Below are 26,328 nucleotides of genomic sequence, written 5' to 3'. Positions count from 1 at the left end.
CGTGCGACATGAGCACTACCACCGCCCTCGCTTGATTTCCCGCCCAAGGCTGTCCGAGCAGGCGCCCTGGTGGCGCCTTCTTTCTGTCCCGCGCCCCGCCGCGACTGCCACCGCGGTGGCGTGGACGCCGTCCTCCCCGTTTCCCTTTTCGCCGACTCCCATGATCACGATCACGCTCCCCGACGGCAGCCGCCGCGAATTCGAACATCCCGTCAGCCCCATGGACGTGGCCCAGTCCATCGGCCCCGGCCTGGCCAAGGCCACCATCGCCGGCCAGGTCGACGGCCGCCTGGTCGACGCCTGCGACGTCATCGACCACGACGCCAGCCTGCGTCTGATCACCGCCAAGGACGCCGAGGGCGTGGAGATCATCCGCCACTCCTGCGCGCACCTGGTCGGTCACGCGGTCAAGCAGCTGTATCCCGAGGTCAAGATGGTGATCGGACCGGTCATCGCCGAGGGCTTCTACTACGACATCTACAGCGAGCGCCCGTTCACCCCCGAGGACATGGCGGCGATCGAAAAGCGCATGCAGGAACTGATCGCGCAGGACTACGACGTGATCAAGAAGGTCACCCCGCGCGCCGAGGTGATCGAACTGTTCAAGCAGCGCGGCGAGGACTACAAGCTGCGCCTGATCGAGGACATGCCCGACGACGTCACCGCGATGGGCCTGTACTACCACCAGGAATACGTGGACATGTGCCGCGGCCCGCACGTGCCGAACACGCGTTTCCTCAAGGCCTTCAAGCTGACCCGCATCTCCGGCGCCTACTGGCGCGGCGACGCCAAGAACGAACAGCTGCAGCGCATCTACGGCACCGCCTGGGCCGACAAGAAGCAACTCGAGGCCTACATCCTGCGCATGGAGGAAGCCGACAAGCGCGATCACCGCAAGATCGGCAAGCAGCAGGACCTGTTCCACCTGCAGGAAGAGGGCCCGGGCCTGGTGTTCTGGCACCCGAAGGGCTGGTCGATCTGGCAGGTGGTCGAGCAGTACATGCGCAAGGTCTACCGCGACAGCGGCTACGGCGAGGTGCGTTGCCCGCAGATCCTGGACGTGTCGCTGTGGCAGAAGTCCGGCCACTGGGACAACTACCAGGACAACATGTTCTTCACCGAGTCGGAGAAGCGCACCTACGCGGTCAAGCCCATGAACTGCCCCGGCCACGTGCAGGTGTTCAACCAGGGCCTGCACAGCTACCGCGACCTGCCGATCCGCTACGGCGAGTTCGGCGCGTGCCATCGCAACGAGCCGTCCGGCGCGCTGCACGGCATCCTGCGCGTGCGCGGCTTCACCCAGGACGACGGCCACATCTTCTGCACCGAGCAGCAGATCGAAGCCGAGGTCACCGCCTTCCACCAGCAGGCGCTGAAGGTGTACGGCGACTTCGGCTTCGACGATATCCAGATCAAGATCGCCTTGCGCCCGGAAAAGCGCCTCGGCGACGACGCCACCTGGAACAAGGCCGAGGCCGCGCTGCGCGCCGCGCTCGGCGCCTGCGGGGTGGAGTGGCAGGAACTGCCGGGCGAGGGCGCCTTCTACGGCCCGAAGATCGAGTACCACCTGAAGGACGCGATCGGTCGCACCTGGCAGCTCGGCACCATGCAGGTGGATTTCATGATGCCCGGCCGCCTCGGCGCCGAGTACGTGGACGAACACAGCCAGAAGAAGCATCCGGTGATGTTGCACCGGGCCATCGTCGGCTCGATGGAGCGCTTCATCGGCATCCTGATCGAGCACCATGCCGGCATGTTCCCAGCCTGGCTGGCGCCGGTGCAGGCCGTGGTCATGAACATCACGGATGCGCAGGCAGACTATGTAGACAGCGTGCGGAAACTCCTTGCAAATCAAGGCTTCCGCATCGAGGCCGATTTGCGGAACGAAAAAATCGGTTATAAGATTCGCGAACACACGCTGCAGCGGGTGCCGTACCTGTTGGTCGCAGGTGACCGCGAGACGGAAAACGGCGCGATTGCGGTCCGTACGCGATCGGGGGAGGATCTGGGCACCATGTCGGTCGCCGCCTTCGCCGAACGGCTGCGCGCCGAGCAGTTGGCGTGACACCACCCTGGTACGGACGGAGCCTCCGTCCGCGCCAGTCCGATTCCCCTGGGAGATTGCAACATCAGTACCCCTGACAACAAACAGAACCGCAAGAACCAAGAGATCCGCGTGCCGCGCGTGCGCGTGATCGGCGCGGACGGCGAGATGGTCGGCGTGTTGAGCCGCGACGAAGCGCTGGCGATGGCCGAGGAAGACGGTCTGGATCTGGTCGAGATCCAGCCTCAGGCCGATCCGCCGGTCTGCAAGATCATGGACTTCGGCAAGTTCAAGTTCGAGCAGCAGAAGAAGGCCAACGAAGCCAAGAAGAAGACCAAGCAGGTCGAGATCAAGGAAATCAAGTTCCGTCCGGTCACGGACGAAGGCGATTACCAGATCAAGCTGCGCAACATGCGCCGCTTCATCGAGGAAGGCGACAAGGTCAAGGTCAACATCCGCTTCCGCGGCCGCGAGATGAGCCATCAGGAGCTCGGTCGCGAAATGGCCGCGCGGATCGAAGCCGATCTGGGCGAGGACATCGTCATCGAATCACGTCCGCGCCTGGAAGGCCGGCAGATGGTGATGATGATCGCGCCGAAGAAGCGCTGACCGCAGCAGGTCAGGATCGCGTCCCGCCATGTGCGGGCGCGACCGTCGGGCGCCTTGCTAGGGCCTTTCGCATGTCCCGACCGCGGCGCCCGCCGCCGCGTGCTTGCGCCGTGGCTGCGTCCGGCACAGCCTTCCCGATTCCCGATTCCCGATTCCCGATTCCCGATTCCCGGCGCGCAAGCGCCCGATTTGCAAGGCATTCCAAGCCCTGGCATAATGCGCGGCCCAGTTCATCGGGTTTGCCGCTCGCGTGGCAATAGGACCCGCCCGGATCCTCAGTGGATCAAGGGCTTACAAGCAGGTAAGGGCACGGACGGAAAGTGTGGCGCAGCCACCGCCCTGACCAGTGACAAAACACCATCAAGGACATTGCAATGCCCAAGATCAAGACCAACCGGGCGGCGGCCAAGCGTTTCCGCAAGACCGCCTCCGGCAAGTACAAGGCCGGCCACGCCAACCGTAGCCACATCCTCACCAAGAAAGCGACCAAGCGGAAGCGCAACCTGCGGCAGACGAACCACGTCCGTGCCGAGGACGCAGGCCGTCTTGACCGTATGCTTCCCTACCTCTGAGGACTGAACCATGGCTCGAGTCAAGCGTGGCGTCCAGGCGCGCCGTCGTCACAAGAAAGTTCTGAACCTCGCCAAGGGCTACTACAACGCCCGTCGCAAGGTCTTCCGCGTCGCCAAGCAGGCGGTGATCAAGGCGCAGCAGTACGCCTACATCGGCCGCAAGCAGAAGAAGCGCAATTTCCGTTCGCTGTGGATCACCCGCATCAACGCGGCGGCCCGCATCAACGGCATGAGCTACAGCCGTTTCATGAACGGCCTGCTCAAGGCCGGCATCACCCTCGACCGCAAGGTGCTGGCGGACATCGCCGTGCACGACGCGCAGGGCTTTGCCGCCCTGGCGGAGAAGGCGAAGGGCGCGCTGGCGGCATAAGTTTGCGAATTCCGCAAAAACCCGCACGTCCATGTGCGGGTTTTGGTGGGAGCCATCGCAGGCATGCAGGGGAAGGGCGCAAGTCCTTCCCCTTTTGCGTTTTTGGGTGTCCCGGCGACGGGGCGCCTGCCGGGTAGGGAGGTTCCGCATCGGCGGGACACGGTGGCCACGGGTTCGGCCGGAGCAGTGAGGCGCGAGTGCAATGAGTGAGATCGATTCCCTGAGCGGGCAGGCGCTGGCGGACATCGCCGCGGCGCAGAGTCCGGAGGCGCTGGAGCAACTGCGGGTCGCGCTGCTCGGCAAGAGCGGCAGCATCACCGCCCAGCTCAAGCAGCTCGGTGCGCTGGCGCCGGAGCAGCGCAAGCTGGCCGGCGAGGCGATCAACCGCGCGCGCGACACGGTCTCCGCCGCGCTGGCCGAGCGCCGCACGCTGCTGGAAACCGCGGCGCTGGACGCACGCCTGGCCGAGGAGCGCATCGACGTGACCCTGCCGGGCCGGCGCGGCGAACGCGGCGGGCTGCATCCGGTCACCCGCACCCTGGAGCGCATCACCGAGATCTTCGCGCGGCTGGGCTACGAGCTGTCCGACGGCCCCGAGATCGAGGACGACTGGCACAACTTCGAGGCGCTGAACTTCCCGCCGCACCATCCGGCGCGGGCGATGCACGACACCTTCTATTTCGGCGATGGCCGCCTGCTGCGCACCCACACCTCGGGCGTACAGGTGCGCTACATGGGTGAGCATGCGCCGCCGCTGCGCATGATCGCCGCCGGCAAGGTCTACCGCAGCGACAGCGACCAGACCCATTCGCCGATGTTCCACCAGGTCGAAGGCCTGCTGGTCGACGAGCATGCGACCTTCGCCGACCTCAAGGGCACCCTGGCCGAGTTCGTGCGCGCGTTCTTCGAGCGCGATTTCCAGATGCGCTTCCGCCCCAGCTACTTCCCCTTCGTCGAACCCGGCGCCGAAGTCGACATTGCCTGGCAGCAGCCCGACGGCAGCACCCGCTGGCTGGAAGTGCTCGGCTGCGGCATGGTGCATCCGAACGTGCTGCGCAACGTCGGCATCGACCCGGAGCGCTACACCGGCTTCGCCTTCGGCATGGGCGTGGAGCGCTTCGCGATGCTGCGCTACGGCGTCAACGACCTGCGCGCCTTCTTCGAGAACGACGTGCGGTTCCTGCGGCAGTTTGCTTGAGGGCGGGGATTCGGGAGTGGGGATTGGGGATTCGTTGAAGCGAGTTCCCTTCCAATCTTCCGGTCCCACGCGTAACCGCTCCTGCGAATCCCCACTCCCGAATCCCCAATCCCGGCTCCCCAATGAAATTCAGCGAAAACTGGCTGCGCAGCCACGTTCCGACCCAGGCCACGCGTGAGCAGCTCACGGCGACCCTGACCGCCATCGGCCTGGAGGTCGAGGAGGTCGTGCCGCTCGGCGACGGCCTGCAGCAGGTGGTGGTGGCGCGGATCGTCGAGGCCGCGCCGCATCCCGAGGCCGACCGGTTGCAGGTGTGCCGGGTCGATGCCGGGCAGGGCGAGCTGTTGCAGATCGTCTGCGGTGCGCCCAATGCGCGCCCAGGCCTGGCCGCGCCGCTGGCGCTGGTCGGCGCGCAGGTCGGCGGCCTCGCGATCAAGCCGGCCAAGCTGCGTGGGGTCGAATCGAACGGCATGCTGTGCTCGGCCAAGGAGCTGGGTCTGGACAGCGACGCGTCCGGCCTGTTCGAACTGCCCGACGATGCGCCGATCGGCCAGGCGCTGACCGAGTACCTGGGGCTGCCCGATGCCAGCATCGAGATCAAGCTCACCCCCAACCGCGCCGACTGCTTCGGCGTGCGCGGCATCGCCTACGACGTGGCCGCGGCCTGCGGCAGCGACGTGTTGCCGCTGGCGGTGACGCCGGCGGCGGTGAGCAGCGAGCGCACGCTGTCGGTCGCGCTGGACGCGGGCGCCGACGCGCCGCGCTACTGCGGTCGCGTGGTCGAAGACCTGGATTCGGCGGCGAAGACGCCGCTGTGGATGGCCGAGCGCCTGCGCCGCAGCGGCGTGCGTCCGCTGTCGCTGCTGGTGGACATCACCCAGTACGTGATGCTGGAACTGGGCCAGCCGATGCATGCGTTCGACCTCGACACGTTGCAGGGCCCGATCGGCGTGCGCCACGCCCGCGCCGGCGAGACCCTGACCCTGCTCGATGGCCGCGAGGCCGCGCTGGATCCGGCGTTTCTGCTGATCACCGATGCCGATCGGCCGGTGGCGCTGGCCGGGCTGATGGGCGGCCACGCCACCCGCGTCACCGAGACCACCCGGCACGTGTTCCTGGAGGCCGCGCATTTCGCCCCGGCGGCGATCATGGGCCGCGGGCGCAAGCTCGGCCTGCATACCGATGCCGGCCACCGTTTCGAGCGTGGCGTGGACCCGGCGCTGCCGCGGCAGGCGCTGGAACTGGCGACGCGGCTGGTGCTGGAGCTGGCCGGCGGGCGCGCCGGGCCGGTGGTCGAGGCGGCCTTGCCGGAGTTCCTGCCGGCGCCGGCGCCGATCGCGCTGCGCCGCGCGCGCATCCTGCGCGTGCTCGGCATCGAGATCGCCGATGCCGACGTCGAGCGCATCCTGCGCGCGCTGGGCATGGAGGTTGTCGCCTCGGCCGATGGCTGGCAGGTCACCGCGCCCAGCCGCCGCTTCGACATCGCCATCGAAGAAGACCTGATCGAGGAACTGGCCCGCATCCACGGCTACGACCGCCTGCCGACCACCTTGCCGGGCGGCGCCACCCGCATCGCCATGGACAGCGAGACCCAACTGGACGAGCGCAGCGTGCGCCGGCAGTTGCTGGCCCGCGACCTGCTGGAAACCATCAACTACGCCTTCGTCGACGCCACGCTGCTGGACCAGTGGGGGCTGCACGACGGGCGCGTGGCCCTGGCCAATCCGCTCAGCGCCGAGCTGGCAGTGATGCGTCCGTCGCTGCTGCCGGGGCTGGTCGCCGCGCTGGGCCGCAACGCCGCGCGCCAGGCCGGGCGCGTGCGCCTGTTCGAGCTGGGCAAGGTGTTCGCCGCAGCGGCGGAAGCCGGCGCCGCGCCGACCGAAACCCAGCGGGTGGCGGCGGCGGTGTGCGGCGATGCCGACGCCCTGCAGTGGGGCCTGCCGGCGCGCAAGGTCGATTTCCACGACCTCAAGGGCGACCTGGAAGCGCTGGCCGCGGCCTCCGGCGCGCGCCTGGACTACCGTGCGTCGACGCACCCGTTCGCGCATCCGACCCGCTCGGCCGACGTCTATCGCGACGAGACCCGGATCGGCTGGATCGGCCAGCTGCACCCGCGGCTGCTGCAGGCGATGCAGATCGACGTCGATGTGCTGGCGTTCGAGCTGGACCTGGCGCCGCTGGCCGCGCGCGCCCTGCCGCGCGCCGCCGAGCTGTCGCGGTTCCCGTCGGTGCGTCGCGACCTGGCCTTCGTGGTGCCGGACGCGGTGAGCTGGGCGGCGCTGGCGCGTAGCGTGCGTGCGGCGGTGGGGCCCTTGCTGCGCGAGGTGGTGCTGTTCGACCGCTACGTCGGCGCGGGGGTCGAGGCGGGTTGCAAGAGTCTCGCTATGGGCTTGATTTTGCAGGACAACACGCGCACTCTGACAGACCGCGATGTAGAGGCGGTGGTCGCCGATGCGGTGGCCGCGCTGGCGCGCGAACACGACGCGCGGATGCGCGGCTGAGAAGGACAGGGGATAGCAGGGCAATGGCGTTGACCAAAGCGGAAATGGCCGAGCGGTTGTTCGACGAAGTCGGGCTGAACAAGCGCGAGGCCAAGGAATTCGTCGATGCGTTCTTCGACGTGCTGCGCGATGCGCTCGAGCAGGGGCGTCAGGTGAAGCTGTCCGGTTTCGGCAACTTCGACCTGCGCCGCAAGAACCAACGGCCCGGCCGCAATCCCAAGACCGGCGAAGAGATCCCGATTTCGGCGCGGACGGTGGTGACCTTCCGTCCTGGACAGAAGCTCAAGGAGCGAGTGGAGGCATATGCTGGACCCGGGCAGTAACCGCGAACTTCCGCCGATTCCGGCCAAGCGCTACTTCACCATCGGTGAGGTCAGCGAGCTGTGCGACGTCAAGCCGCACGTGTTGCGCTACTGGGAAACCGAATTCCCCAGCCTGGAACCGGTCAAGCGGCGCGGCAACCGCCGCTACTACCAGCGCCACGACGTGCTGATGGTGCGGCAGATCCGCAGCCTGCTGTACGAACAGGGCTATACCATCGGCGGCGCGCGCCTGCGCCTGGACGGCGAGAGTGCCCGCCAGGAATCGGCGTTGAGCAACCAGATCATCAAGCAGGTGCGGCAGGAACTGGAAGAAGTCCTGCAATTGCTGCGGCGCTGAGTCGCGGCGCCGCCGCCGCTAGGAATGGCCGCCGCAAACCCGCTATAATCGCCAGCTCGCCGCAAGGCGGGCCCGCCATGACGGCGGAGACGCAACACATCGGGGTATAGCGCAGCCTGGTAGCGCACTAGTCTGGGGGACTAGTGGTCGTCGGTTCGAATCCGGCTACCCCGACCATCTTTCGAAGGCCCATGTCTGTGACATGGGCCTTTTTGTTTGGACGCGGGGCTGGCTGGCGGGGGCGCCGGGAATATGGCGTCTGAACGTCCAGCGCATGCCGGCTGAGTGTCGGGGTCGCCACACAGGGCGATCTGTAACGCCGTAAGGGACGGCGGGCACGTGCCGTAGACAAAAAAGCGCGGGAGTGCGCCATTTCAGCGCGACGTTGTCGCCCAGCCGAATCGGAAAGCCCCGCGAGAACTGGGAGCGATGCAGCGTCAATGCATTGACATTGGTCACGTTAACACCACGTCGATGGAACGTTCACCCGTCCTTGCTACGCTGAATCGCCGGACATGTAGTTGAACCCTCCCGTTACTGCGTCAAAAAAATGTCGGGTAACGCCTTGGTGACGGCAGATGCCTGTGCCATAGTGCGTTGCAACACGAAGCTTCGCTGTTGGCCAGGGCCGTTCGTCCCAGGCAGGAATTGACACCGTAATCATCCCCCGGCCGGGACGGAACCCTGGCCGGCTGGACGAGTGCGGCGCTTCGAAAACCATTCGACAGAGGGCATCAGCATCGCGCATGGGTAAACTTTCCGTGACCTTCCATTGGGCGCTGGCCCTTTTCTGCCTGGCGCTGCTGTCGGCATGCAACAGCGGGCCGGCGATGCGGTCGGACCTGCCGCCGGGCGATCCGCTTGCTGCGTCCATGGGCAAGCCGGAATACCTGCTCGGCCCGGGCGACCTGCTCACGGTCAAGGTGTTCCAGGTCGACGATCTGGAGCGCCAGGTGCGGGTCGACAACGAGGGCCGCATCTCGCTGCCACTGATCGGTGACGTCAAGGCCGCCGGCTCCAGCGTCAACGCCCTGCAGAAGGAGATCGCCGATCGTTACCGCAACGGCTATCTGCAGAATCCGCAGGTGTCGGTGCTGGTCGACGAGTTCACCGGCAACCGGGTCACGGTCACCGGCGCGGTCAGCGAGCCCGGCATCTATCCCATCCAGGGCTCCGCGTTGACCCTGCAGCAGGCGCTTTCGCTGGGCAAGGGCGTCAGCGACGTGGCCAGCCGCGGCAACGTGGTGGTGTTCCGTACCGTCGGCGGGCAGAAGATGCTGGCCCGTTTCGATCTGCGCGATATCCAGAAGGGCGCCGCGCCCGATCCGGCGATCTACGGCGGCGACATCGTGGTGGTGTACCGCTCCGATGCGCTGGTGTTGCTGCGTACCGTGGTGCAACTGACCCCGTTCGTGATGGTCTGGAGGGCCTACCGATGAGTGCCTCCACCTTGCCTCCCGCCTCCGCACCGCGTCCGCGCACCGCGCCGGCGCCGCTGAGTCCGGCCGACATCGGCCTGCTGGATTACTGGAATGCGCTGTACCGCCAGCGTTGGCTGATCGTCGGCATCACCGCGGCGGTGGTGCTGTTGGCGCTGCTGGTGATGCTGCTGATGACGCCCAAGTACCGCGCCACCAGCGTGCTGCAGATCGAGCGCGAATCGCTCAACGTCGCCAACGTCGCCAACCTGATGCCGGTGGAATCGCCGCAGGATCGCGACTTTTACCAGACCCAGTACGAGCTGCTCGGCAGCCGTTCGCTGGCGCGGCAGGTGATCCGCGAGGCCAAGCTGACCGAGGCGCCAGCGTTCAAGCCGCTGGTCGACGAGGCCCTGGAGAAGCTGCAGGACAACGGCGACGGGCGGGCGCCGACGCCGCAGGCGCGCGTCGCCGCGGCCGAGAATGCGTTGGTCGGCCCGGTGCTGGATGCGTTGACCATCGAGCCGGTCCGCGACTCGCGCCTGGTGCGGATCAATTTCGATTCGCCCGATCGCGTGCTGGCCACGCGCGTGGCCAACACCTACGCCAAGATGTTCATCGCCTCGACCCAGGAGCGCCGCCTGCAGGCGTCCTCGTTCGCCGCGCGTTACCTGTCCGAACGCCTGGCGCAACTGCGCGACAAGGTCGAGGAGTCGGAGAAGAACGCGGTCGACTATTCCAGCCAGGAACAGATCGTGTCGATGGGCGAGGACAAGCCGTCGCTGCCGACGCAGAACATGAGCGAACTGAATGTGCGCCTGGCCGCGGCGCAGGACGCGCGGATCAAGGCCGAAGCGGCCTGGCGCCAGGCCGGCATCGGCGACGGCATGGGCCTGCCGCAGGTGGTCAGCAGTCCGCTGATCCAGAGCCTGCGCACCGAACAGGCCAAGCTGACCGCCGATTACCAGCAGAAGCTGGCCACGTTCCAGCCTGGCTATCCGGAAATGCAGCGCCTGCAGAACCAGATCGCCGAGACCAAGCGGCAGATCGCCAACGAGATCGCCAATATCCGCAGCGCGCTGAAGAACGACTACGAGGCGGCGCGGCAGCAGGAAACCCTGCTGGCCGACCGCATCGCCGCCCTGAAGAACGACGAACTGGACCTGCAGACCCGCAGCATCCGCTACACCATGCTGCGCCGCGAGGCCGACACCAACCGCCAGCTCTACGACGCGCTGCTGCAGCGCTACAAGGAGATCGGCGTGGTCGGCAACGTGGGCACCAACAACATTTCGATCGTCGACCGCGCCGATGTGCCGGGCAAGCCGAGCTCGCCGAAGAAGCTGCTCGGCCTGGCGCTGGCCTTCGTGTTCGGCCTGTTCCTGGCGGTGGCGGTGGCGCTGGTGCGCTACTTCATCCGTGAGGCCGAAGCCGCCGCGGCGGCCTCGACGTGAGGGATGTCGCAGCGCGATGGCGACGCACCGCGCATGGCGCGAGCGCGTGCCGCAACGCACACATCGGCATCGGTTCGACGCACAGTCTTCAGTGAGGTGATACGTGGTTCAGCTAAGCAATGAGGTGCTCCATTACTTTCCAGCGCGGTTGTACGAAGACGTTGTTCTGTTGAAGTAATCACGGGCTGCCGTGGACCTGGGGTCGGCGAGGGAGGCGCCGCAGCGGTCCACAGGCAGGCGAAATCGAGGCCCGGCGACGTCGCATGTTCCCCCGCATGCCGATCGACCGGGTTTGGATAGGAATCCCGATCATGCTTTTGGCAGACCTGAGTAGCGCCACCTATACGACCTCCTCGCCGCGCATGCTGTCCAAGTACGCGGCTGCGGCAGACATCCTGTTGCGCGTTTCCGACCTGACCGTCATGGTCGGCGGCGCCTTGCTGACCCACCGGTTGCTGTTCGGCACCTGGATGCCGGAACCGGCGTACCGGGTGGCGATCGGCACCACGTTGCTGTACGCGGTGATCTGCTTCGCGCTGTTCCCGCTGTACCGCAGTTGGCGCGGGCGCGGCCTGCTGCGCGAAATGATGGTGCTGAGCCTGGCCTGTGGCGGCGTGTTCGCCTTGTTCGCCATGCATGCCTTCGTGGTGCAGTTCGGTCAGCAGGTCTCGCGGCTGTGGATCGGTACCTGGTTCGTCACCAGCCTGGCGACGCTGCTGCTCTCGCGCACGCTGGTGCGCGGCGTGCTCAACCGGCTGCGCTCCGAGGGCGTGGACGTGCAGCGCGTGGTGGTGGTGGGCCTGCGCCATCCGGTGGTGAAGATCCACAACTACCTGAGCCGCAATCCCTGGGTGGGCATGCAGGTGGTCGGCTACTTCAGCAGCGATTACGACCTGTCGGTGGCCGACCATCCGCAGAAGCTGCAGTGCCTGGGCGAGGGCAGCGCGGACGCGCTGATCGACTACCTCGACGACCACCAGGTCGAGCAGGTGTGGATCTCGCTGCCGCTGGGCGAGCGCGACCACATCAAGCAACTGCTGCAGCGCATGGACCGCTATCCGATCCAGGTCAGGCTGATCCCGGACCTGTTCGACTTCGGCATGCTCAACCAGTCCGGCGACCAGATCGGCAACGTGCCGGTGATCAACCTGCGCCAGGGTGGTGTGGACCGCAACACCTACTTCGTGGTCGCCAAGGCGCTGCAGGACAAGCTGGTGGCCCTGGCCGCGCTGGCCGTGCTGTGGCCGCTGATGCTGGCGATCGCGGTGGGCGTGAAGCTGAGCTCGCCGGGCCCGGTGTTCTTCCGCCAGCGCCGCCACGGCCTGGGCGGGCGCGAGTTCTACATGTACAAGTTCCGCTCCATGCGCGTGCAGCAGGAGCCCAGTGACGTGGTGGTGCAGGCAACGCGCGGCGACAGCCGGGTGACCCGCTTCGGCGCGTTCCTGCGCCGCACCAGCCTGGACGAGCTGCCGCAGCTGTTCAACGTGCTCGGTGGCAGCATGTCGGTGGTGGGGCCGCGTCCGCACGCGGCGCAGCACAACACCCACTACGAGAAGCTGATCCACCACTACATGCAGCGGCACTACGTCAAGCCGGGCATCACCGGCTGGGCGCAGGTGAACGGCTTCCGCGGCGAGACGCCGGAGCTGCGCACGATGAAGAAGCGCATCCAGTACGACCTGGACTACATCCGTCGCTGGTCGCTGTGGCTGGACACGCGGATCATCGTGCTGACCGCGTTCAAGGTGCTTGGGCAGAAGACCGCCTACTGATGCGCCCGATGCGTCTTCTTCCCGCCGACCGTGTACAGCGCCGGCGTCGCCTCCGCGTCGCCGTCGTTTCTGTCCTGCCTGCGTCGAATGACCTCACGCCCCCTACGCGTGTGCAGCGTCTGGTGGCGATGCATCCCGGCGTTGGCGCGCGGTGTGCTGCTGCCGCAGGGAGCTGCGCATGCTGAGCGCGCCGGACATGCCGCTGCGCGAGCAGCGCCGCAACCTGCTGATCGAACTGGTGCTGCTGTTCGCCATCGGCTACAACTTCGTGCTGGCGGTGATCAACGCCAAAGTGTTCCGGGTCAGCCCGGCGATGACCTATGCGGTGGAACTGGCGGTGTACGCCGCTTGCTTCCTGCTCGGCCTGCGCGCGCTGGACCGCAAGCGCATGGCGATGGTGTTCACCGGCATCGCGCTACTGGCGCTGCTGATGCTGGTGCGCCTGTTCCTGGCCTGGTCGCTGGATCCGAAGTTCTTCCGCGATGCGCTGATCCCGTTCGCCTTTTTGCTGCTTGGCGCGGCCTATACCGGCTCGCTGCCGCGCATGTTTGTGCGCATGGCGCTGCTGGTCTCTCTGGTGGCGGTGTTCGAACTGGCGCTGCCCAAGGTCTACGGCGACGTGGTCAACCCCAAGAGCTATTTCGTCAATGCGCGTGGCGCCAGCGCGTCGAGCTTCTGGAACCAGGACAGCAACCTGTTCGTCAGCGCGACGCGGCCGGGCGCACGCAACTTCCTGCCGTCATCGAACCTGCCGCGCGCCTCCTCGGTGTTCATCGAGCCGGTGACGATGGGCAACTTCATCATCTTCTTCACCGCGATCCTGCTGACCTTCTGGCGCTGGATGCGGCCGCTGGCGGTCGTCGCCTCGGTGGCGATGATCGGTTTCCTGATCGTGGCCTCGGACGGACGCTTGGCCGCTGGCACCTGCGTGATGATGGCGCTGCTGAGTCCGTTGCTGCTGCGCATGGACCAGCGCCTGGGCTTCTTGATCTTCTTCGCGGTGATGGGCGGGGCGTGGCTGCTGGTGTGGGCCTCGGGCATCCAGAGCTATGAGGACACCACACTGGGGCGGGTGTTCTTCACCGTCGATTCGATCCGCAGGATGAGCGCCGAGGCGTGGATGGGGCTGGACGTGGACCAGCCGTACCGCTACTTCGACAGCGGCATCGCCTACTTCATCTCCTCGCAGTCGGTGCTGCTGGTGCTGGCGTTCCTGCTGGCCTATTCGTTCGCGATGCTGATGCGCACCATTGAAGGACAGCTGTTCAAGAACCTGCTGATCTTCGCCTTCTCGCTGAGCCTGCTGGTCTCCAACGGCTACTTCTCGATCAAGACCGCGGCGCTGTGGTGGTTCGTGTGCGGCTGCCTGTGGCAGATGGCGCCGCGCCTGCGCGATGCGTCCGCGTTGCCGGCGGGGCCGGCCCCGGTCTCGCGGATTCCGGCGGTGCCGGCATGAGCGCGCCCGCCACGGCCGTCTCCGCGTCCGTGCCGGCGCAGGCGCGCAGCGCACGGGCGGGTGCGCCGCGCGACATGCGTATCGACGCGGCCAAGGCGATTGCGATCCTGCTGGTGGTGTTCGGCCATGCCAAGGGCATTCCGCACGCCTACGTGATCCTGGCCTACAGCTTCCATGTGCCGATGTTCTTCCTGTTGTCGGGCTGGGTCGGCGAGGCCTTCGGCAATCGCCCGCTGACCCTGGCCACGGTCGGCAAGCTGGCGCGTAGCCTGTTGCTGCCGTATGTGGCGTTCTTCTTTGTCGCCTACGCGTACTGGATGCTGACCCGGCATATCGGCAGCAAGGCGCAGCTGTGGGGCGACCGGCCATGGTGGGAGCCGCTGCTGGGCCTGGTCAGCGGCATCGGCCCCAAGCTCTACGTGATGCCGGCGCTGTGGTTCCTGCCGGCGCTGTTCGTGACCACGCTGGCGTATCTGGCGTTGCGGCGGACGTTGTCGGTGCAGGCCCTGGCCGCTCTGTCGCTGCCGTTGGCCTGGGGCTGGGCCTGCTGGTTTCCGGGGCAGGACATGCGCCTGCCGTTCTCCCTGGACGTGCTGCCGGTGGCGCTGTGCTTCTTCGCAATCGGCGCGCTCGCCGCGACGCGGACGCGCTGGTGGCCGGCACAGCCGGCCGGCAATGCGCTGGCGGCGGTGCTGCTGGGCGCGGCCTGGTTCGCGATCGCCTGGCACAACGGCCGCGTCGACGTGAACATGCTCAAGTTCGGCGATTCCCCGCTGGGGTTCCTCGCCGCCAGCCTGCTCGGCAGCGGCATGGCGGTGTGCGTCGCCGGCCTGGTGCAGCACTGGGGCTGGCTGCAGTGGATCGGGCGCAACACCTTGCTGATCCTGTGCACGCACACCTTGTTGTTCTCGGTGATGGCCGGCGTCGCCGCGCGCACCGGCCTGGTCCGCGGCGATGCCTGGGGACCGGCCTGGGCGGTGTCGGTGAGCGTGCTGGCGGTGCTGGCCAGCGTGCCGATCCGCGTGGTGTTGGTGCGGGTCGCGCCATGGATGATCGGCGTGCGGCGCAGCGCGGTCGCGGGAGCGACGGCATGAGGGCGGCGCTATGCGTCGCGCGTATGAGCGACGGAGGCCGGGCATGAAGGTGGTGCATGTGGTGCGCCAGTTCCATCCGTCGGTCGGCGGCATGGAGGAGGTGGTACTGAACATCGCCCGCCGCCATCTGCAGCAGGGCCGCGACCAGGTCGAAGTGGTGAGCCTGGAGCGGGTGTTCACCGATCCGCAGCAGCGCCTGGCGCCGCGCGACAGTCATCAGGGCGTGCCGATCGTGCGCTTGCCGTATCGCGGTTCCTCGCGCTACCCGCTGGCGCCGTCGGTACTGTCCGCTGTGCGCGGTGCGGATCTGCTGCATGTGCACGGTATCGACTTCTTCTACGACTTCCTGGCCCTGACCCGGCCGCTGCACCGTGTGCCGATGATCGTGTCCACCCATGGCGGTTTCTTCCATACCACCTATGCCTCGCGCCTGAAGATGCTCTGGTTCAAGACCCTCACCCGTGCCTCGGCGCTCGCCTATGCGCGGGTGGTGGCGACCAGCGAGAACGATGGCCGGCTGTTCTCGCAGGTGGTCGCGCCGCAGCGGCTGCGGGTGATCGAGAACGGGGTGGATGTGGACAAGTTCGCCGGGCAGGGCAGCGCCACCCCAGGACGCACGCTGATCTACTTCGGGCGCTGGTCGGTCAACAAGGGCCTGCTGGAGACCCTGGACCTGTTGCGTGCACTGGCCGCGCAGGATCCGGCCTGGCAGTTGATCGTGGCCGGGCGCGAATACGACTTCAGCGTGGCCGACCTGCAGCAGGCGATCGCCGAGCGCGGCCTGCAGCAGCGGGTGCGCCTGCAGGTGGCGCCGACCCAGGCGCAACTGGCGCAGTTGCTCGGCAGCGCGCAGTACTTCGTGTGCCTGTCGCGGCACGAGGGCTTCGGCCTGGCCGCGGTGGAAGCGATGAGCGCCGGGCTGTTGCCGATCCTCAGCGATATCCCGCCGTTCGCGCGCCTGCAGCGCGAATCGGGGCAGGGCGTGCTGGTCGATCCGGCCGACCCGCAGGCCGCCGCGGCCACGGTGCGCGCCTTCGCCGCTGGCACCAATGCGGACTTCGCCGCGCAGCGCGCAGCGGCGATGGCCTATGCGCATCGCTACGACTGGGATCGCGTGGTCGGTGCCTATCTGGACGAATACCGCCTGGCGCTGGGCGGCGCGGAGGTCGGCCGATGAGCGGCGAGAGCCAGCGCCACGGCGCTTCGCAGCAGGCCGCGCCGGCAGTCACCGTGCTGCTGTCCACCGAGCGCCCGACCGCGACCACCAATCCCTACCTGACCCAGCTCTACGCGGCACTGCCGCCGCAGGTGCAGCTACGCTTCTTCTCGATGCGCGCGGCGTTGCTGTCGCGCTACGACGTGCTGCACCTGCATTGGCCGGAGTACCTGCTGCGGCATCGCACCGCGCTCGGCACGCTGGCCAAGCAGGTCTGCGTCGCCCTGTTGCTGTTGCGCCTGCGCCTGGCCGGGGTGCCGCTGGTGCGCACCCTGCACAACGTGGCGCCGCACGAGGACAAGGGTTGGCGCGAACGCCTGCTGCTGCGCTGGATCGACCGCCAGACCGCGCGCTGGATCCGTATCAACGCGACCACGCCCGCGCGCGCGCCGGCCACCGACACCATCCTGCACGGCCACTACCGCGATTGGTACGCGCCGCTGCCGCAACCGCCGCGGGTGCCCGGGCGCCTGCTGCACTTCGGACTGCTGCGCCCCTACAAGGGCGTGGAGACGCTGATCGCGACGTTCGGCGCGCTGCGCGATCCGCAGCTCAGCCTGCGCATCGCCGGCAATCCGATCGATGCGCAGATCCGCGGCGTGGTCGAGCGCGCCTGCGCCGAGGATCCGCGGATCAGCGCGCGCCTGCAGTACGTGGAGGACGCGGTGCTGGCGCAGGAGATCGGCGAGGCCGAACTGGTGGTGTTGCCGTACCGGCAGATGCACAACTCCGGCACCCTGCTGCTGGCGCTGTCGCTGGCGCGCCCGGTGCTGGCGCCGTGGAGCGAAGCCAATGCCGCCATCGCCGATGAAGTCGGCGCGCAGTGGGTGCAGCTGTACCAAGGCGAGCTGGACGCGGCGCAACTGGCGCAGGCCCTGGCGCACGCGCAGCAGCTACCGGCCGACGCCGTGCCGGACCTGTCGCAGCGCGACTGGAACGGCATCGGCCTGCAGCACTACCGCAGCTATCTGCAGGCGCTGACCGCGCGCCGCGGGGAGGGCGCATGAGCAGCGCCGAGACCCCGCGGCCGGCAGCGCCGCAACCTGGGCTGGGCGCACGCGCAGCAGGCGGTGCGGCGGTGACCATGGCCGGGCAACTGGCCAAGATGGTGGTGCAGTTCGGCGGCATCATTCTGCTGGCGCGGCTGCTGACGCCCTACGACTACGGCCTGATGGCGATGGTGACCGCGATCGTCGGCATGGCCGAGATCCTGCGCGACTTCGGCCTGTCCTCGGCGGCGATCCAGGCCAAGCATGTCAGCCGCGAGCAGCGCGACAACCTGTTCTGGATCAACAGCGGCATCGGCCTGCTGCTGGCGGTCGTGGTGTTCCTGTCCTCGTCGTGGATCGCGCACTTCTACCGCGAGCCGGCCTTGCTCGGCATCTCGCAGGCGCTGGCGGTGACCTTCCTGCTCAACGGCATGACCACCCAGTACCGCGCGCACCTGAGCCGTGCGCTGCGCTTCGGCCAGGTCTCGCTGAGCGACGTCGGTGCGCAGGTGCTGGGCCTGCTGGCCGGCGTCGGCGTGGCCCTGGCCGGCTACGGTTACTGGGCACTGGTCTGGCAGCAGGTGGTGCAGGCGCTGGTCAACCTGTTGATCGCCGGCGCCTGCGCACGCTGGCTGCCGCGCGGCTATCGGCGTGACGCGCCGATGCGCACCTTCCTGAGCTTCGGCTGGAACCTGATGGCGGCGCAGTTGCTCGGCTACGCCAGCCGCAACGTCGGCCAGGTGATCATCGGCCATCGCATCGGCGCCGAGGCGCTGGGCCTGTACAACCGCGCGTTTCAGCTGCTGATGATGCCGCTGAACCAGATCAACGCGCCGGCGACCTCGGTGGCGCTGCCGGTGCTGTCGCAGCTGCAGGACGACCCGCCGCGCTTCGGCAACTTCCTGCTGCGCGGGCAGACGGTGATGGTGCACCTGATCGTGGCGCTGTTTTCCTTCGCCTGTGCGCTGGCGATGCCGCTGATCGTGCTGGTGCTGGGCGAACAGTGGCGGCCGGCGGTGCCGCTGTTCCAGGTGCTGACCCTCGGCGGCATCTTCCAGACCGCCTCCTACGCGACCTACTGGGTGTTCCTGGCGCTTGGCCTGATGCGCCAACAGCTGGTGTACTCGGTGGTTGGACGGGTGATGCTGATCGCCTGCATCTTCGCCGGCTCGCTGTGGGGCGTGATGGGCGTGACCGTGGGCTACACCCTGGGTTTGCTGGTGATGTGGCCGTTGTCGGTGATCTGGATCGCGCGCATCGCGCCGCAGATTCCTGCCTGGGAGCTGTTCAACAACGCTTTGCGCGCGGTGCTTGGCTATGGCGTCTGCGGTGTCGCCGCCTACTTCGCCGCACAGCAATGGGGTGGCACGTCGTTGTGGCTGCAACTGATCGTCGGCGCGGTGGTGATGGCGCTGGGCTGCCTGCTGGTGTTCGCGCTGTGGCCGGCGTTCCGCCGCGACGTGCTGGCGATCCTGCAGATGCGCACGTTGCTGCGCCAGGCGCGGGGACCGCGATGAACACCGGACTGCCGCGTCTTTCTTTCCCTTCAACCCGCCTAGGAGCGAGCGCATGAGCGATTCTTCCGCAGCGGCGCTGCCCGCGTCGGCGCCGAGCGCGGCCACCAGCAGCCGCGCGCCGTGCTATCTGGTGCTGTCGGCGCACGACTACCGCACGCCGCGCCGCGCCAACATCCACTTCATCGCCGACGAGCTGGCCAAGCGCGGCACCACGCGCTTCTTCTCGCTGCGCTACAGCCTGCTGTCGCGACTCAAGGGCGACCTGCGCCTGCCGCTGGACGCTACGGCCAACCAGGTGGTCCGCCACAACGGTGTGGACTGCTATCTGTGGCGCGCGCTGCTGCATCCGTTCAACACCCGGCGGCGCTGGCTGCGGCCGCTGGAAGACCTGATGTTCAAGCTCTACGCGGCGCGCGCGCCGGCCACGCTGATCCGCTGGATGCGCGAGGCCGACGTGATCGTGTTCGAAAGCGGCATCGCGGTGGCGTTCATCGCGCTGGCGGCGCGGATCAACCCGGCCGCGCGCAAGGTGTACCGCGCCTCCGACGGCTTGAGCACGATCAATGTCGCCGACTACATCGAGCGCGAGTTCGACCGCGTGGCGCCGAGCCTGGACGTGATCGCGCTGGTGTCGCCGGCGATGGCCGAGGAGGTCGCCAGCCGCCACAACCTGTATCACGTCGGCCACGGTGTGGACCACGACCTGCACACGTTGGGCGACCCGTCGCCGTACGGCGAGGGCATCCACGCGGTGGCGGTGGGTTCGATGCTGTTCGATCCCGAGTTCTTCGTCGCCGCCAGTCGCGCCTTCCCGCAGGTCACCTTCCACGTCATCGGCTCGGGCATGGGCCGCGCGCCGGGCTATGGTGACAACGTGGTGGTGTACGGCGAGATGAAGCACGCCGAGACCATCCGCTACATCAAGCACGCGCGCTTCGGCATCGCCCCGTACGCCTCCGAACAGGTGCCGGCCTACCTTGCCGACAGTTCGATGAAGCTGCTGCAGTACGACTTCTTCGGCCTGCCGGCGGTGTGTCCCAATGCCGTGGTCGGCCGCTATCCCTCGCGCTTCGGCTACACCCCGGGCGACGAGGCCTCCATCGTCGCTGCGATCGGGCAGGCGCTGCAGGCGCCGCACGTGCGCCATCGCCAGTGCCTGAGCTGGTCCGACACCACCGACCGGGTGCTGGACCCGGCCGCCTATCCGGAGACACGTCTGTTCGCCGACGGCACGGCCTGAGCACACGCCGTCGGCGTGTTCGCCGTATCCCCGCGCAACCAAGGAGGACCGATGTCCGCATTGCAAAAATGGATCGATTACGAAGAGCGCCGGGCGCTGTTCTGGTGGAAGCCGAAGAATGGCGAGATCAACGTCGGCGATCATCTTTCCAAGATCATCGTCTCCAACGTGCTCGGCCAGCGCGATCGCACCCTGCTGGACAAGCGCGACAAGCGCACGCGGCTGATCGCGATCGGGTCGGTGTTGCATTTCGCCCGCGACGGCGACACGGTCTGGGGCAGCGGCGTCAACGGCAAGATCCCTGCCGACCGCCACACTTTCCGCCAGCTCGACGTGCGCGCCGTGCGCGGGCCCAAGACCCGCGCGTTCCTGCGCGAGCGCGGCCTGCAGGTGCCGGAGGTCTACGGCGACCCGGGCCTGCTGATGCCGTTGTTCTTCCCGCGCGAGGCGTTGGCGCCGTCGCCTGCGCGGCGACCGTTCCTGGTGGTGCCGCATTTCAACGAACCGCTGGACAAGTACGCCGGCTACAAGGATCACCTGGTGTTGCCGAACCGCCAGCCGGCCGCGTTCGTGCGGCAATTGCTCGGCGCCGACCTGGTCGTGTCCAGTTCCCTGCACGGGCTGATCCTAGCCGAAGCCTATGGCGTGCCCTCGGTGTACCTGGACTGGGGCAACGGCGAGGACCGCTTCAAGTACGACGACTACTACGCGGGCACCGGCCGCGGCCGCTGGCACGCCGGGCACACGGTGGAGGAATGCGTGGCGCTGGGCGGCAACACCGTGTTCGACCTAGCGGCGGTGCAACGCGGCCTGCTGGAGAGCTTTCCGCATGACCTCTGGTGAGCGCGCGACGGGCGAGGTGCTGGCGCTGGGCGGCTATCCGATCCTGCGCAGCACCGAAGCCGATTTCGTCGCCAGCTTGCTGCAGGCGCTGGCGCGCGGCGAGCGCCGCCAGGTGTTCTTCGCCAACACCAACTTCGTGGTGCAGTGCCAGGCCCTGCGCGAGCGCCTGGCCGCGCCGGACGTGCGCATCGTCAACGACGGCATCGGCATGGACCTGGGCGCGCTGCTGGTGCACGGCCGCCGCTTCGCCGGCAACCTCAACGGCACCGACCTGATTCCGGCGCTGTGCCGTAAGAGCGCGCGGCCGCTGCGCTTCTTCCTGCTCGGCGGCCGTCCCGGCGTGGCCGACACCGCGGCGCAGACCTTGCGGCAGTCGCTGGGGCAACAGGTGGTCGGTACCTGCGACGGCTATGCCGAGTTCGCCGCCGCCGGCGAAGACCTCGCCGCGCGCATCAACGCCAGCGGCGCCGACGTGCTGCTGGTGGCGTTCGGCAATCCGCTGCAGGAACGCTGGCTCTTGGAACAGGCGGGGCACCTGCAGGTGCCGTTGGCGTTCGGCGTCGGTGCGCTGCTGGACTTCCTGTCCGGCACCGCCCGGCGCGCGCCGGCCTGGGTGCGCCGGCTGCGCCTGGAATGGATCTATCGCCTGTTGCGCGAGCCTCGGCGCCTGCTCAAGCGCTACAGCTGGGATCTGCTGGTGTTCTTCGCCCTGTGCCTGCGCCACCGCCGACGGCTGGCGCCAGCGCCCGCCCACGACTCGCTGCCCCAGGCATGAACGGGGCGGGCAGCCGCCGCGCGGATCGCGTCGGCTGACATGCGCGCGGCCACGCGACGGGATTAGACTGGATGCATGTCCAGTGCCGCCGCCTTCCGAATCGCCGCCCTGGTGCGCGACCTGTCGTTGCTGCCGCACCCGGAAGGCGGGCGCTATGCGCGCGTGCATACCTCGGCCTTGACGGTGCAGCACGAACAGACGCTGCGCCCGGCCTGTACCGCGATCCGCTTCCTGCTGGAGCGCGGCGAGGTCAGCCGCTGGCACCGCATCGATGCCGACGAGACCTGGCAGTGGGAAGAAGGCGGCGCGCTGGAGCTGTTCGGCTTCGATCCGCACCACGGCCTGCAGCGCTATCGGCTCGATGCCAGCGAACGCGGCGGCATGCCCTCGGTGGTGATCGCGGCCGGCACCTGGCAGGCGGCGCGGCCGCTGGCCGACTACTGCCTGGTGCGCTGCGTAGTGGCGCCCGGCTTTCTCTGGGAATGCTTCGAATTGCTGGCCGACAGCGATCCGCTGGCCGCGCACCTGCCCGCACTGGACGGTTGATGGCGCCGCGATCAGGGTGGAGCAGGGGGCGCGTGCTGCCCGCGATGACCAAGGTGGAGCGCGCCGCGCGGCAGGTGCGGACGCTGCTGTGCCTGGTGGCCGGGCTGCTGGCGGTGGTCGCTGTGCCTGCCGCACAGGCGCAGACCACGCTGCCCGCGTCGCCGCCACCACGCGCCACCGCGCCAACCAACCCACCGGTGGTCGACCTGGACGCGGTGCTGGTGAGCGGGCGCCAGCCGGGCCCGGGGCTGTGGCAGGTCCGCCGCGGCGACCACGTGTTGTGGATCCTCGGCACGGTGTCGCCGTTGCCCAAGCGCATGCAGTGGGAATCGGGCGAAGTGGAGCGGGTGATCGCCCAGTCGCAACAGGTGATCACGGCGCCGACCCTCACCCTGGACTCGGGCCTGGGCGTATTCCGCAGCCTGATGCTGCTGCCGTCCCTGCTGAAGGCGCGGCGCAATCCCGACGACCGCACGTTGCAGCAGGTGCTGCCGCCGGACCTGTATGCGCGCTGGCTGCCGTTGAAGGCGCGCTACCTGGGCCGCGACGCCGGCGTGGAACGGTGGCGGCCGGTGTTCGCCGCGCAGGAACTGTACGAAGCGGCGATGCGCAAATCCGGCCTGAGCCTGGGCAGCGTCGTGCAACCGGTGATCGAGCGTGCGGCCAAGCGCGCCAAGGTGCCGATCGTGCCGGTGGTGGTGGAGGTGAAGGTGCCCGACGCCAAGCGCGCGCTGCAGGAATTCCGCGCGACCTCGCTCAACGACAGTGCCTGTTTCGCGCGCACCCTGCAGGTCATCGATCGCGACCTGGAGACGATGCGTCAGCGCGCCAATGCCTGGTCCGAAGGCGATCTGGCCACGCTCGCCACACTTCCCGCCAACGACCAGTACCGGGTCTGCCTGGACGCGGTCGGCGAAGCGGCGATCGCCCGCAAGCTGGGCCTGGGCGATGTGCGCCAGCGTGCAATGGCGGCCTGGCTGCAGGAGGCCGAACGGGCGCTGGCGCAGAACCGCTCCAGTTTCGCGGCGTTGCCGATGCAGACCCTGCAGGAGCCTGGCGGGCCGCTGGACAAGCTGCGCGCCCGAGGCGATGAAGTCATCGCGCCCTAGCGCGTCGCAGTAAGGCGGATCGCCCGCGAGGGGGGCTTGAGGCGTGCGCGATGGCGCATGCAAGCAAGCGTGACAGGCACGGCACGCGCCGACGCCGTGCCGCACCCGATGACCGCGTCGATCAGCCAGCCGCAGTACGCGGTGCGCTGGTGCTGGTCGCCAGCTGCGGCCAGCGCTTCCACACCGCGGCACGAATCCCGGCGGCGTCGATGCCGGCTTCGGCCAGCAACTGCTCGCGGCTGGCGTGGTGCTGGAACGCGTCGGGCAGGCCCAGGTGCAGCACCGGGCGCAGCACGCCTTCGGCGTTGAACAGTTCGGCCACGCCGGAACCGGCACCGCCGGCCACCACGTTGTCCTCGATGGTCACGAAGCCCTCGTGGCTCTGCGCGAGTTCCAGCAGCAAGGCGCGGTCCAGCGGCTTGACGAAGCGCATGTTGACCACGCTCAGGCCGAGCTCGCGGCCGACCTGCTCGGCCGCCGCCAGGGTCGCGCCGAACGCCAGCAGCGCCACCGTGTGGCCTTGCGCGCGCAGCTGCGCCTTGCCGATCGGCAGGGCTTCCAGCGTGGTCCCCGGCGCGACCCCGGGACCGGTGCCGCGCGGGTAGCGCACCGCGGCCGGGCCAGGATGGCGCAGGCCGGTGCTGAGCAGTTGCCGGCACTCCGCTTCGTCCGCCGGCGCCATCACCACCAAGTGCGGCACACAGCGCAGGAAACTCAGGTCCAGGTTGCCGGCATGGGTGGCGCCATCCGGACCGACCACGCCGCCGCGGTCGATCGCGAACAGCACATCGAGCTGCTGCACCGCCACGTCGTGCACCAGTTGGTCGTAGCCGCGCTGCAGGAACGTGGAATAGATCGCCACGACGGGCTTGGCGCCGTGCACGGCCATGCCCGCGGCCAGGGTCACCGCATGCTGCTCGGCGATGGCCACGTCGAAGTAGCGCTGCGGGTACTCCTTGCTGAAGCGCACCAGGCCCGAGCCCTCGCGCATCGCCGGGGTGATCGCCAGCAGCGCCGGCTCGGCCGCGGCCATGTCGCAGATCCAGTCGCCGAACACGTCGGTGTAGGTCGGCGCCTTGGCGCCCGGCTTGGCGACCAGGCCCTTGCTCGGATCGAACGGACCGACTGCGTGGTAGCCGATCTGGTCGCCTTCGGCCAGTTCGTAGCCCTTGCCCTTGGTGGTGATGACGTGCAGCAGCTGCGGACCCTTGAGGGTCTTGAGCGTCTTCAGCGCGCCGAGCAGCGCCGGCAGGTCGTGGCCGTCGATCGGGCCGGTGTAGTGGAAGCCCATTTCCTCGAACAGCGTGGACGGCACGAACATGCCCTTCCAGTGCTCCTCCCAGCGCCGCACGAAGCGCGCGGTGGGGTTGCTCTTCTTGTCGCCGAGGATCTTCTTGCCGCCTTCGCGGATGGCGTTGAGGGTCTTGCTGCCGCTCATCCGCCCCAGCATCTTGGTGACCCCGCCGACTGCCTCGGAGATCGACATGCGGTTGTCGTTGAGGATCACCAGCAGGTTCGGTTCCGGGTCCATGCCGCCGGCGTGGTTCAGTGCCTCATAGGCCATGCCGGCGGTCATCGCGCCGTCGCCGATCACCGCCACCACCTTGCGCTCGTCGCCCATGCGCTGCAGCGCCACCGCCATGCCCAGCGCGGCCGAGATCGAGGTGGAGGAATGGCCGACGCCGAAGGTGTCGTACTCGCTTTCCTCGCGCTTGGGGAACGGCGCCACGCCGTCGGCCTGCTTGACCGTGTGGATGCGGTCGCGGCGCCCGGTGAGGATCTTGTGCGGATAGGTCTGGTGGCCGACGTCCCACACCAGCTGGTCGACCGGCGTGTCGTACAGGTAGTGCAGGGCGACGGTGAGTTCGATCACGCCCAGCCCGGCGCCGAAATGGCCACCGCTCTTGCCGACGCACTCGATCAGAAAGGCGCGCAGTTCCTCGGCGATGGCCGGCAGCTCCGATTCATCGAAGCGGCGCAGTTCGGCGGGGACCTGGATGCGCGAGAGGCGCGGATAGCGGGTGGGGTCGATCATCGGAATGGAGGTTCAGCGGACCTGTCATTTTCCTCTCCATTCCGGGCACGCGCAATCAACCCGTTCAGTCGCGGGCGCGTGGATGGCCGGTTTCGGCCGGGGTGCGGCAATCCGTCGCAGCAGGCGTGAGGGCGGCGTGACGCCGTGTGGCTACAACGAGAGCTTCGAGCGCTTCGGCAACTGCGCCTTCAGGAACGACATCTGGTCGGCCAGGATGTTGCGGTTGGACAGGATCAGGTGCTCGATCCAGCTCGGTCGGTACGGCACCGCCAGCAGCGGCATCGATGCCTGCTGCGGGGTGCGGTTGCCCTTGCGCGAGTTGCAGTGGAAGCACGCGGTGACCACGTTCTCCCAGATGTCGCGGCCGCCCTTGGACACCGGCAGCACGTGATCGCGGGTGAGCTGGGGGCGGCTGAATTGCTGGCCGCAGTACAGGCACAGCTGCGCGTCGCGGGCGAACAGCGCGGTATTGGTCAGGGTCGGGGTAGGGTCGAGCGCACGCGCATGCGCGTGACCGCGCGCGGCGATGATCGGATGCAGCTCCAGCACGCTGCGCTCGCCGCTGGCACGACTGATACCGCCATGGATGTGCAGGCACGGCTCGCCGAGGGTCCAGGCGACCGCGCCGCGCGCGTACAGACAGGCGGCATCCTGCCAGTTGATCCAGTCCAGCACGCGCCCGTGCGCGTCCAGCGACAGCAGCCGGACCGAAGGCAGGTGGGAAGGGGACGCCGCAGGCGACGGGACCGCGGCCGAGGCGCCGCAGGCCCCGGTATCGATCAGACCAAGCGTTGTTGTGTCTGTCTCCATCGGGAAAACAGCTTATACCCGATTGGTGACGGTTTGTGTATCGGCCGCGGCGGGCCGTGCAACTCCGGCACGGCATGCGTGCCGGAGCTGCGCGCGCGGA

Annotated in this window: 23 protein-coding genes and 1 tRNA gene; 22 read left to right on the top strand and 2 right to left on the bottom strand. The window is 68.2% G+C overall.

What is annotated here, in order from left to right:
• Window positions 1-160: 160 nt before the first annotated feature.
• The 22 genes from thrS to GGR71_RS00615 all read left to right on the top strand — a co-directional run bounded on the left by thrS (window position 161) and on the right by GGR71_RS00615 (window position 23,383).
• Window positions 161-2,065: a threonine--tRNA ligase gene (gene thrS, locus GGR71_RS00720; protein WP_160957064.1), complete on the top strand. Its 1,905-nt coding sequence runs from the start codon at window positions 161-163 to the stop codon at window positions 2,063-2,065.
• Between the two features lie 48 nt (window positions 2,066-2,113).
• Window positions 2,114-2,653 (top strand): translation initiation factor IF-3, encoded by a 540-nt coding sequence (gene infC, locus GGR71_RS00715; protein ID WP_081481966.1) that lies wholly within the window; start codon window positions 2,114-2,116, stop codon window positions 2,651-2,653.
• Between the two features lie 374 nt (window positions 2,654-3,027).
• Entirely contained in the window at window positions 3,028-3,225 is a 198-nt protein-coding gene (gene rpmI / locus GGR71_RS00710) for a 50S ribosomal protein L35 (RefSeq protein WP_010342861.1), read from the top strand.
• Between the two features lie 10 nt (window positions 3,226-3,235).
• Entirely contained in the window at window positions 3,236-3,595 is a 360-nt protein-coding gene (gene rplT / locus GGR71_RS00705) for a 50S ribosomal protein L20 (protein WP_010342859.1), read from the top strand.
• 202 nt (window positions 3,596-3,797) lie between these two features.
• Window positions 3,798-4,793 carry a phenylalanine--tRNA ligase subunit alpha gene (gene pheS / locus GGR71_RS00700; RefSeq protein ID WP_048489929.1) on the top strand — a complete coding sequence of 332 codons (996 nt, stop codon included), beginning with the start codon at window positions 3,798-3,800 and terminating at the stop codon, window positions 4,791-4,793.
• 122 nt (window positions 4,794-4,915) lie between these two features.
• Window positions 4,916-7,294 (top strand): phenylalanine--tRNA ligase subunit beta, encoded by a 2,379-nt coding sequence (gene pheT, locus GGR71_RS00695; protein ID WP_160957063.1) that lies wholly within the window; start codon window positions 4,916-4,918, stop codon window positions 7,292-7,294.
• A 23-nt stretch (window positions 7,295-7,317) separates the two neighbouring features.
• Complete coding sequence (locus tag GGR71_RS00690) at window positions 7,318-7,617, top strand: integration host factor subunit alpha (protein WP_003466661.1); 300 nt, start codon at window positions 7,318-7,320, stop codon at window positions 7,615-7,617.
• A complete protein-coding gene (locus GGR71_RS00685; protein ID WP_160957062.1) occupies window positions 7,598-7,954 on the top strand; it encodes a MerR family transcriptional regulator in 357 nt (118 codons plus the stop codon). The genes GGR71_RS00690 and GGR71_RS00685 overlap by 20 nt, the downstream gene beginning before the upstream one ends.
• A gap of 100 nt (window positions 7,955-8,054) precedes the next feature.
• Window positions 8,055-8,131 (top strand) — tRNA-Pro (locus GGR71_RS00680).
• Between the two features lie 569 nt (window positions 8,132-8,700).
• Window positions 8,701-9,393: a polysaccharide biosynthesis/export family protein gene (locus tag GGR71_RS00675; RefSeq protein WP_048489932.1), complete on the top strand. Its 693-nt coding sequence runs from the start codon at window positions 8,701-8,703 to the stop codon at window positions 9,391-9,393.
• Complete coding sequence (locus GGR71_RS00670; protein ID WP_160957061.1) at window positions 9,390-10,826, top strand: GumC family protein; 1,437 nt, start codon at window positions 9,390-9,392, stop codon at window positions 10,824-10,826. Before GGR71_RS00675 ends, GGR71_RS00670 begins: the two co-directional genes overlap by 4 nt.
• Before the next feature lie 311 nt (window positions 10,827-11,137).
• Window positions 11,138-12,598, top strand: a complete 1,461-nt coding sequence (locus GGR71_RS00665) for an undecaprenyl-phosphate glucose phosphotransferase (protein WP_160957060.1) — start codon at window positions 11,138-11,140, stop codon at window positions 12,596-12,598.
• Window positions 12,599-12,776: 178 nt separating this feature from the next.
• Window positions 12,777-14,054 carry a polysaccharide biosynthesis protein GumE gene (locus GGR71_RS00660; RefSeq protein ID WP_160957059.1) on the top strand — a complete coding sequence of 426 codons (1,278 nt, stop codon included), beginning with the start codon at window positions 12,777-12,779 and terminating at the stop codon, window positions 14,052-14,054.
• Window positions 14,051-15,148 carry an acyltransferase family protein gene (locus tag GGR71_RS00655; protein ID WP_160957058.1) on the top strand — a complete coding sequence of 366 codons (1,098 nt, stop codon included), beginning with the start codon at window positions 14,051-14,053 and terminating at the stop codon, window positions 15,146-15,148. Before GGR71_RS00660 ends, GGR71_RS00655 begins: the two co-directional genes overlap by 4 nt.
• 43 nt (window positions 15,149-15,191) lie before the next feature.
• The gene (locus GGR71_RS00650) at window positions 15,192-16,325 is read left to right on the top strand and encodes a glycosyltransferase family 4 protein (RefSeq protein WP_160957057.1); all 1,134 of its coding nucleotides are present in this window, start codon (window positions 15,192-15,194) and stop codon (window positions 16,323-16,325) included.
• Window positions 16,322-17,371: a glycosyltransferase gene (locus GGR71_RS00645; RefSeq protein WP_160957056.1), complete on the top strand. Its 1,050-nt coding sequence runs from the start codon at window positions 16,322-16,324 to the stop codon at window positions 17,369-17,371. The genes GGR71_RS00650 and GGR71_RS00645 overlap by 4 nt, the downstream gene beginning before the upstream one ends.
• On the top strand, window positions 17,368-18,870 hold the full coding sequence (locus GGR71_RS00640) for a lipopolysaccharide biosynthesis protein (protein WP_160957055.1): 1,503 nt from the start codon (window positions 17,368-17,370) through the stop codon (window positions 18,868-18,870). The genes GGR71_RS00645 and GGR71_RS00640 overlap by 4 nt, the downstream gene beginning before the upstream one ends.
• A gap of 52 nt (window positions 18,871-18,922) precedes the next feature.
• Entirely contained in the window at window positions 18,923-20,110 is a 1,188-nt protein-coding gene (locus GGR71_RS00635) for a glycosyltransferase (RefSeq protein WP_160957054.1), read from the top strand.
• Between the two features lie 51 nt (window positions 20,111-20,161).
• The gene (locus GGR71_RS00630) at window positions 20,162-20,953 is read left to right on the top strand and encodes a polysaccharide pyruvyl transferase family protein (RefSeq protein ID WP_160957053.1); all 792 of its coding nucleotides are present in this window, start codon (window positions 20,162-20,164) and stop codon (window positions 20,951-20,953) included.
• Window positions 20,940-21,728, top strand: a complete 789-nt coding sequence (locus tag GGR71_RS00625; RefSeq protein WP_160957052.1) for a WecB/TagA/CpsF family glycosyltransferase — start codon at window positions 20,940-20,942, stop codon at window positions 21,726-21,728. Before GGR71_RS00630 ends, GGR71_RS00625 begins: the two co-directional genes overlap by 14 nt.
• Before the next feature lie 75 nt (window positions 21,729-21,803).
• Window positions 21,804-22,274 carry a cupin domain-containing protein gene (locus GGR71_RS00620; RefSeq protein WP_160957051.1) on the top strand — a complete coding sequence of 157 codons (471 nt, stop codon included), beginning with the start codon at window positions 21,804-21,806 and terminating at the stop codon, window positions 22,272-22,274.
• 32 nt (window positions 22,275-22,306) lie between these two features.
• The gene (locus tag GGR71_RS00615; RefSeq protein ID WP_343160777.1) at window positions 22,307-23,383 is read left to right on the top strand and encodes a TraB/GumN family protein; all 1,077 of its coding nucleotides are present in this window, start codon (window positions 22,307-22,309) and stop codon (window positions 23,381-23,383) included.
• A 121-nt stretch (window positions 23,384-23,504) separates the two neighbouring features.
• Here the strand turns inward: GGR71_RS00615 and dxs are convergent, their stop codons facing one another.
• Both dxs and GGR71_RS00605 read right to left on the bottom strand, forming a co-directional pair.
• Window positions 23,505-25,418 carry a 1-deoxy-D-xylulose-5-phosphate synthase gene (gene dxs, locus GGR71_RS00610; protein ID WP_160957050.1) on the bottom strand — a complete coding sequence of 638 codons (1,914 nt, stop codon included), beginning with the start codon at window positions 25,416-25,418 and terminating at the stop codon, window positions 23,505-23,507.
• Window positions 25,419-25,568: 150 nt separating this feature from the next.
• On the bottom strand, window positions 25,569-26,228 hold the full coding sequence (locus GGR71_RS00605) for an HNH endonuclease (protein ID WP_173003348.1): 660 nt from the start codon (window positions 26,226-26,228) through the stop codon (window positions 25,569-25,571).
• Between the last annotated feature and the right edge of the window lie 100 nt (window positions 26,229-26,328).

The sequence above is a fragment of the Xanthomonas sp. F1 genome (genome assembly GCF_014199855.1).
Note: the sequence above shows the minus strand (reverse complement) of the source record. Positions and strands in the feature narration are given on the sequence as shown.

What these genes read in the sequence shown, in the direction of transcription:
- thrS (WP_160957064.1), top strand. Translation starts at nt 161, where the DNA reads ATGATCACGATCACGCTCCCCGACGGCAGCCGCCGCGAATTCGAACAT.
- rpmI (WP_010342861.1), top strand. Translation starts at nt 3,028, where the DNA reads ATGCCCAAGATCAAGACCAACCGGGCGGCGGCCAAGCGTTTCCGCAAG.
- rplT (WP_010342859.1), top strand. Translation starts at nt 3,236, where the DNA reads ATGGCTCGAGTCAAGCGTGGCGTCCAGGCGCGCCGTCGTCACAAGAAA.
- pheS (WP_048489929.1), top strand. Translation starts at nt 3,798, where the DNA reads ATGAGTGAGATCGATTCCCTGAGCGGGCAGGCGCTGGCGGACATCGCC.
- pheT (WP_160957063.1), top strand. Translation starts at nt 4,916, where the DNA reads ATGAAATTCAGCGAAAACTGGCTGCGCAGCCACGTTCCGACCCAGGCC.
- GGR71_RS00690 (WP_003466661.1), top strand. Translation starts at nt 7,318, where the DNA reads ATGGCGTTGACCAAAGCGGAAATGGCCGAGCGGTTGTTCGACGAAGTC.
- GGR71_RS00685 (WP_160957062.1), top strand. Translation starts at nt 7,598, where the DNA reads ATGCTGGACCCGGGCAGTAACCGCGAACTTCCGCCGATTCCGGCCAAG.
- GGR71_RS00675 (WP_048489932.1), top strand. Translation starts at nt 8,701, where the DNA reads ATGGGTAAACTTTCCGTGACCTTCCATTGGGCGCTGGCCCTTTTCTGC.
- GGR71_RS00670 (WP_160957061.1), top strand. Translation starts at nt 9,390, where the DNA reads ATGAGTGCCTCCACCTTGCCTCCCGCCTCCGCACCGCGTCCGCGCACC.
- GGR71_RS00665 (WP_160957060.1), top strand. Translation starts at nt 11,138, where the DNA reads ATGCTTTTGGCAGACCTGAGTAGCGCCACCTATACGACCTCCTCGCCG.
- GGR71_RS00660 (WP_160957059.1), top strand. Translation starts at nt 12,777, where the DNA reads ATGCTGAGCGCGCCGGACATGCCGCTGCGCGAGCAGCGCCGCAACCTG.
- GGR71_RS00655 (WP_160957058.1), top strand. Translation starts at nt 14,051, where the DNA reads ATGAGCGCGCCCGCCACGGCCGTCTCCGCGTCCGTGCCGGCGCAGGCG.
- GGR71_RS00650 (WP_160957057.1), top strand. Translation starts at nt 15,192, where the DNA reads ATGAAGGTGGTGCATGTGGTGCGCCAGTTCCATCCGTCGGTCGGCGGC.
- GGR71_RS00645 (WP_160957056.1), top strand. Translation starts at nt 16,322, where the DNA reads ATGAGCGGCGAGAGCCAGCGCCACGGCGCTTCGCAGCAGGCCGCGCCG.
- GGR71_RS00640 (WP_160957055.1), top strand. Translation starts at nt 17,368, where the DNA reads ATGAGCAGCGCCGAGACCCCGCGGCCGGCAGCGCCGCAACCTGGGCTG.
- GGR71_RS00635 (WP_160957054.1), top strand. Translation starts at nt 18,923, where the DNA reads ATGAGCGATTCTTCCGCAGCGGCGCTGCCCGCGTCGGCGCCGAGCGCG.
- GGR71_RS00630 (WP_160957053.1), top strand. Translation starts at nt 20,162, where the DNA reads ATGTCCGCATTGCAAAAATGGATCGATTACGAAGAGCGCCGGGCGCTG.
- GGR71_RS00625 (WP_160957052.1), top strand. Translation starts at nt 20,940, where the DNA reads ATGACCTCTGGTGAGCGCGCGACGGGCGAGGTGCTGGCGCTGGGCGGC.
- GGR71_RS00620 (WP_160957051.1), top strand. Translation starts at nt 21,804, where the DNA reads ATGTCCAGTGCCGCCGCCTTCCGAATCGCCGCCCTGGTGCGCGACCTG.
- dxs (WP_160957050.1), bottom strand. Translation starts at nt 25,418, where the DNA reads ATGATCGACCCCACCCGCTATCCGCGCCTCTCGCGCATCCAGGTCCCC.
- GGR71_RS00605 (WP_173003348.1), bottom strand. Translation starts at nt 26,228, where the DNA reads ATGGAGACAGACACAACAACGCTTGGTCTGATCGATACCGGGGCCTGC.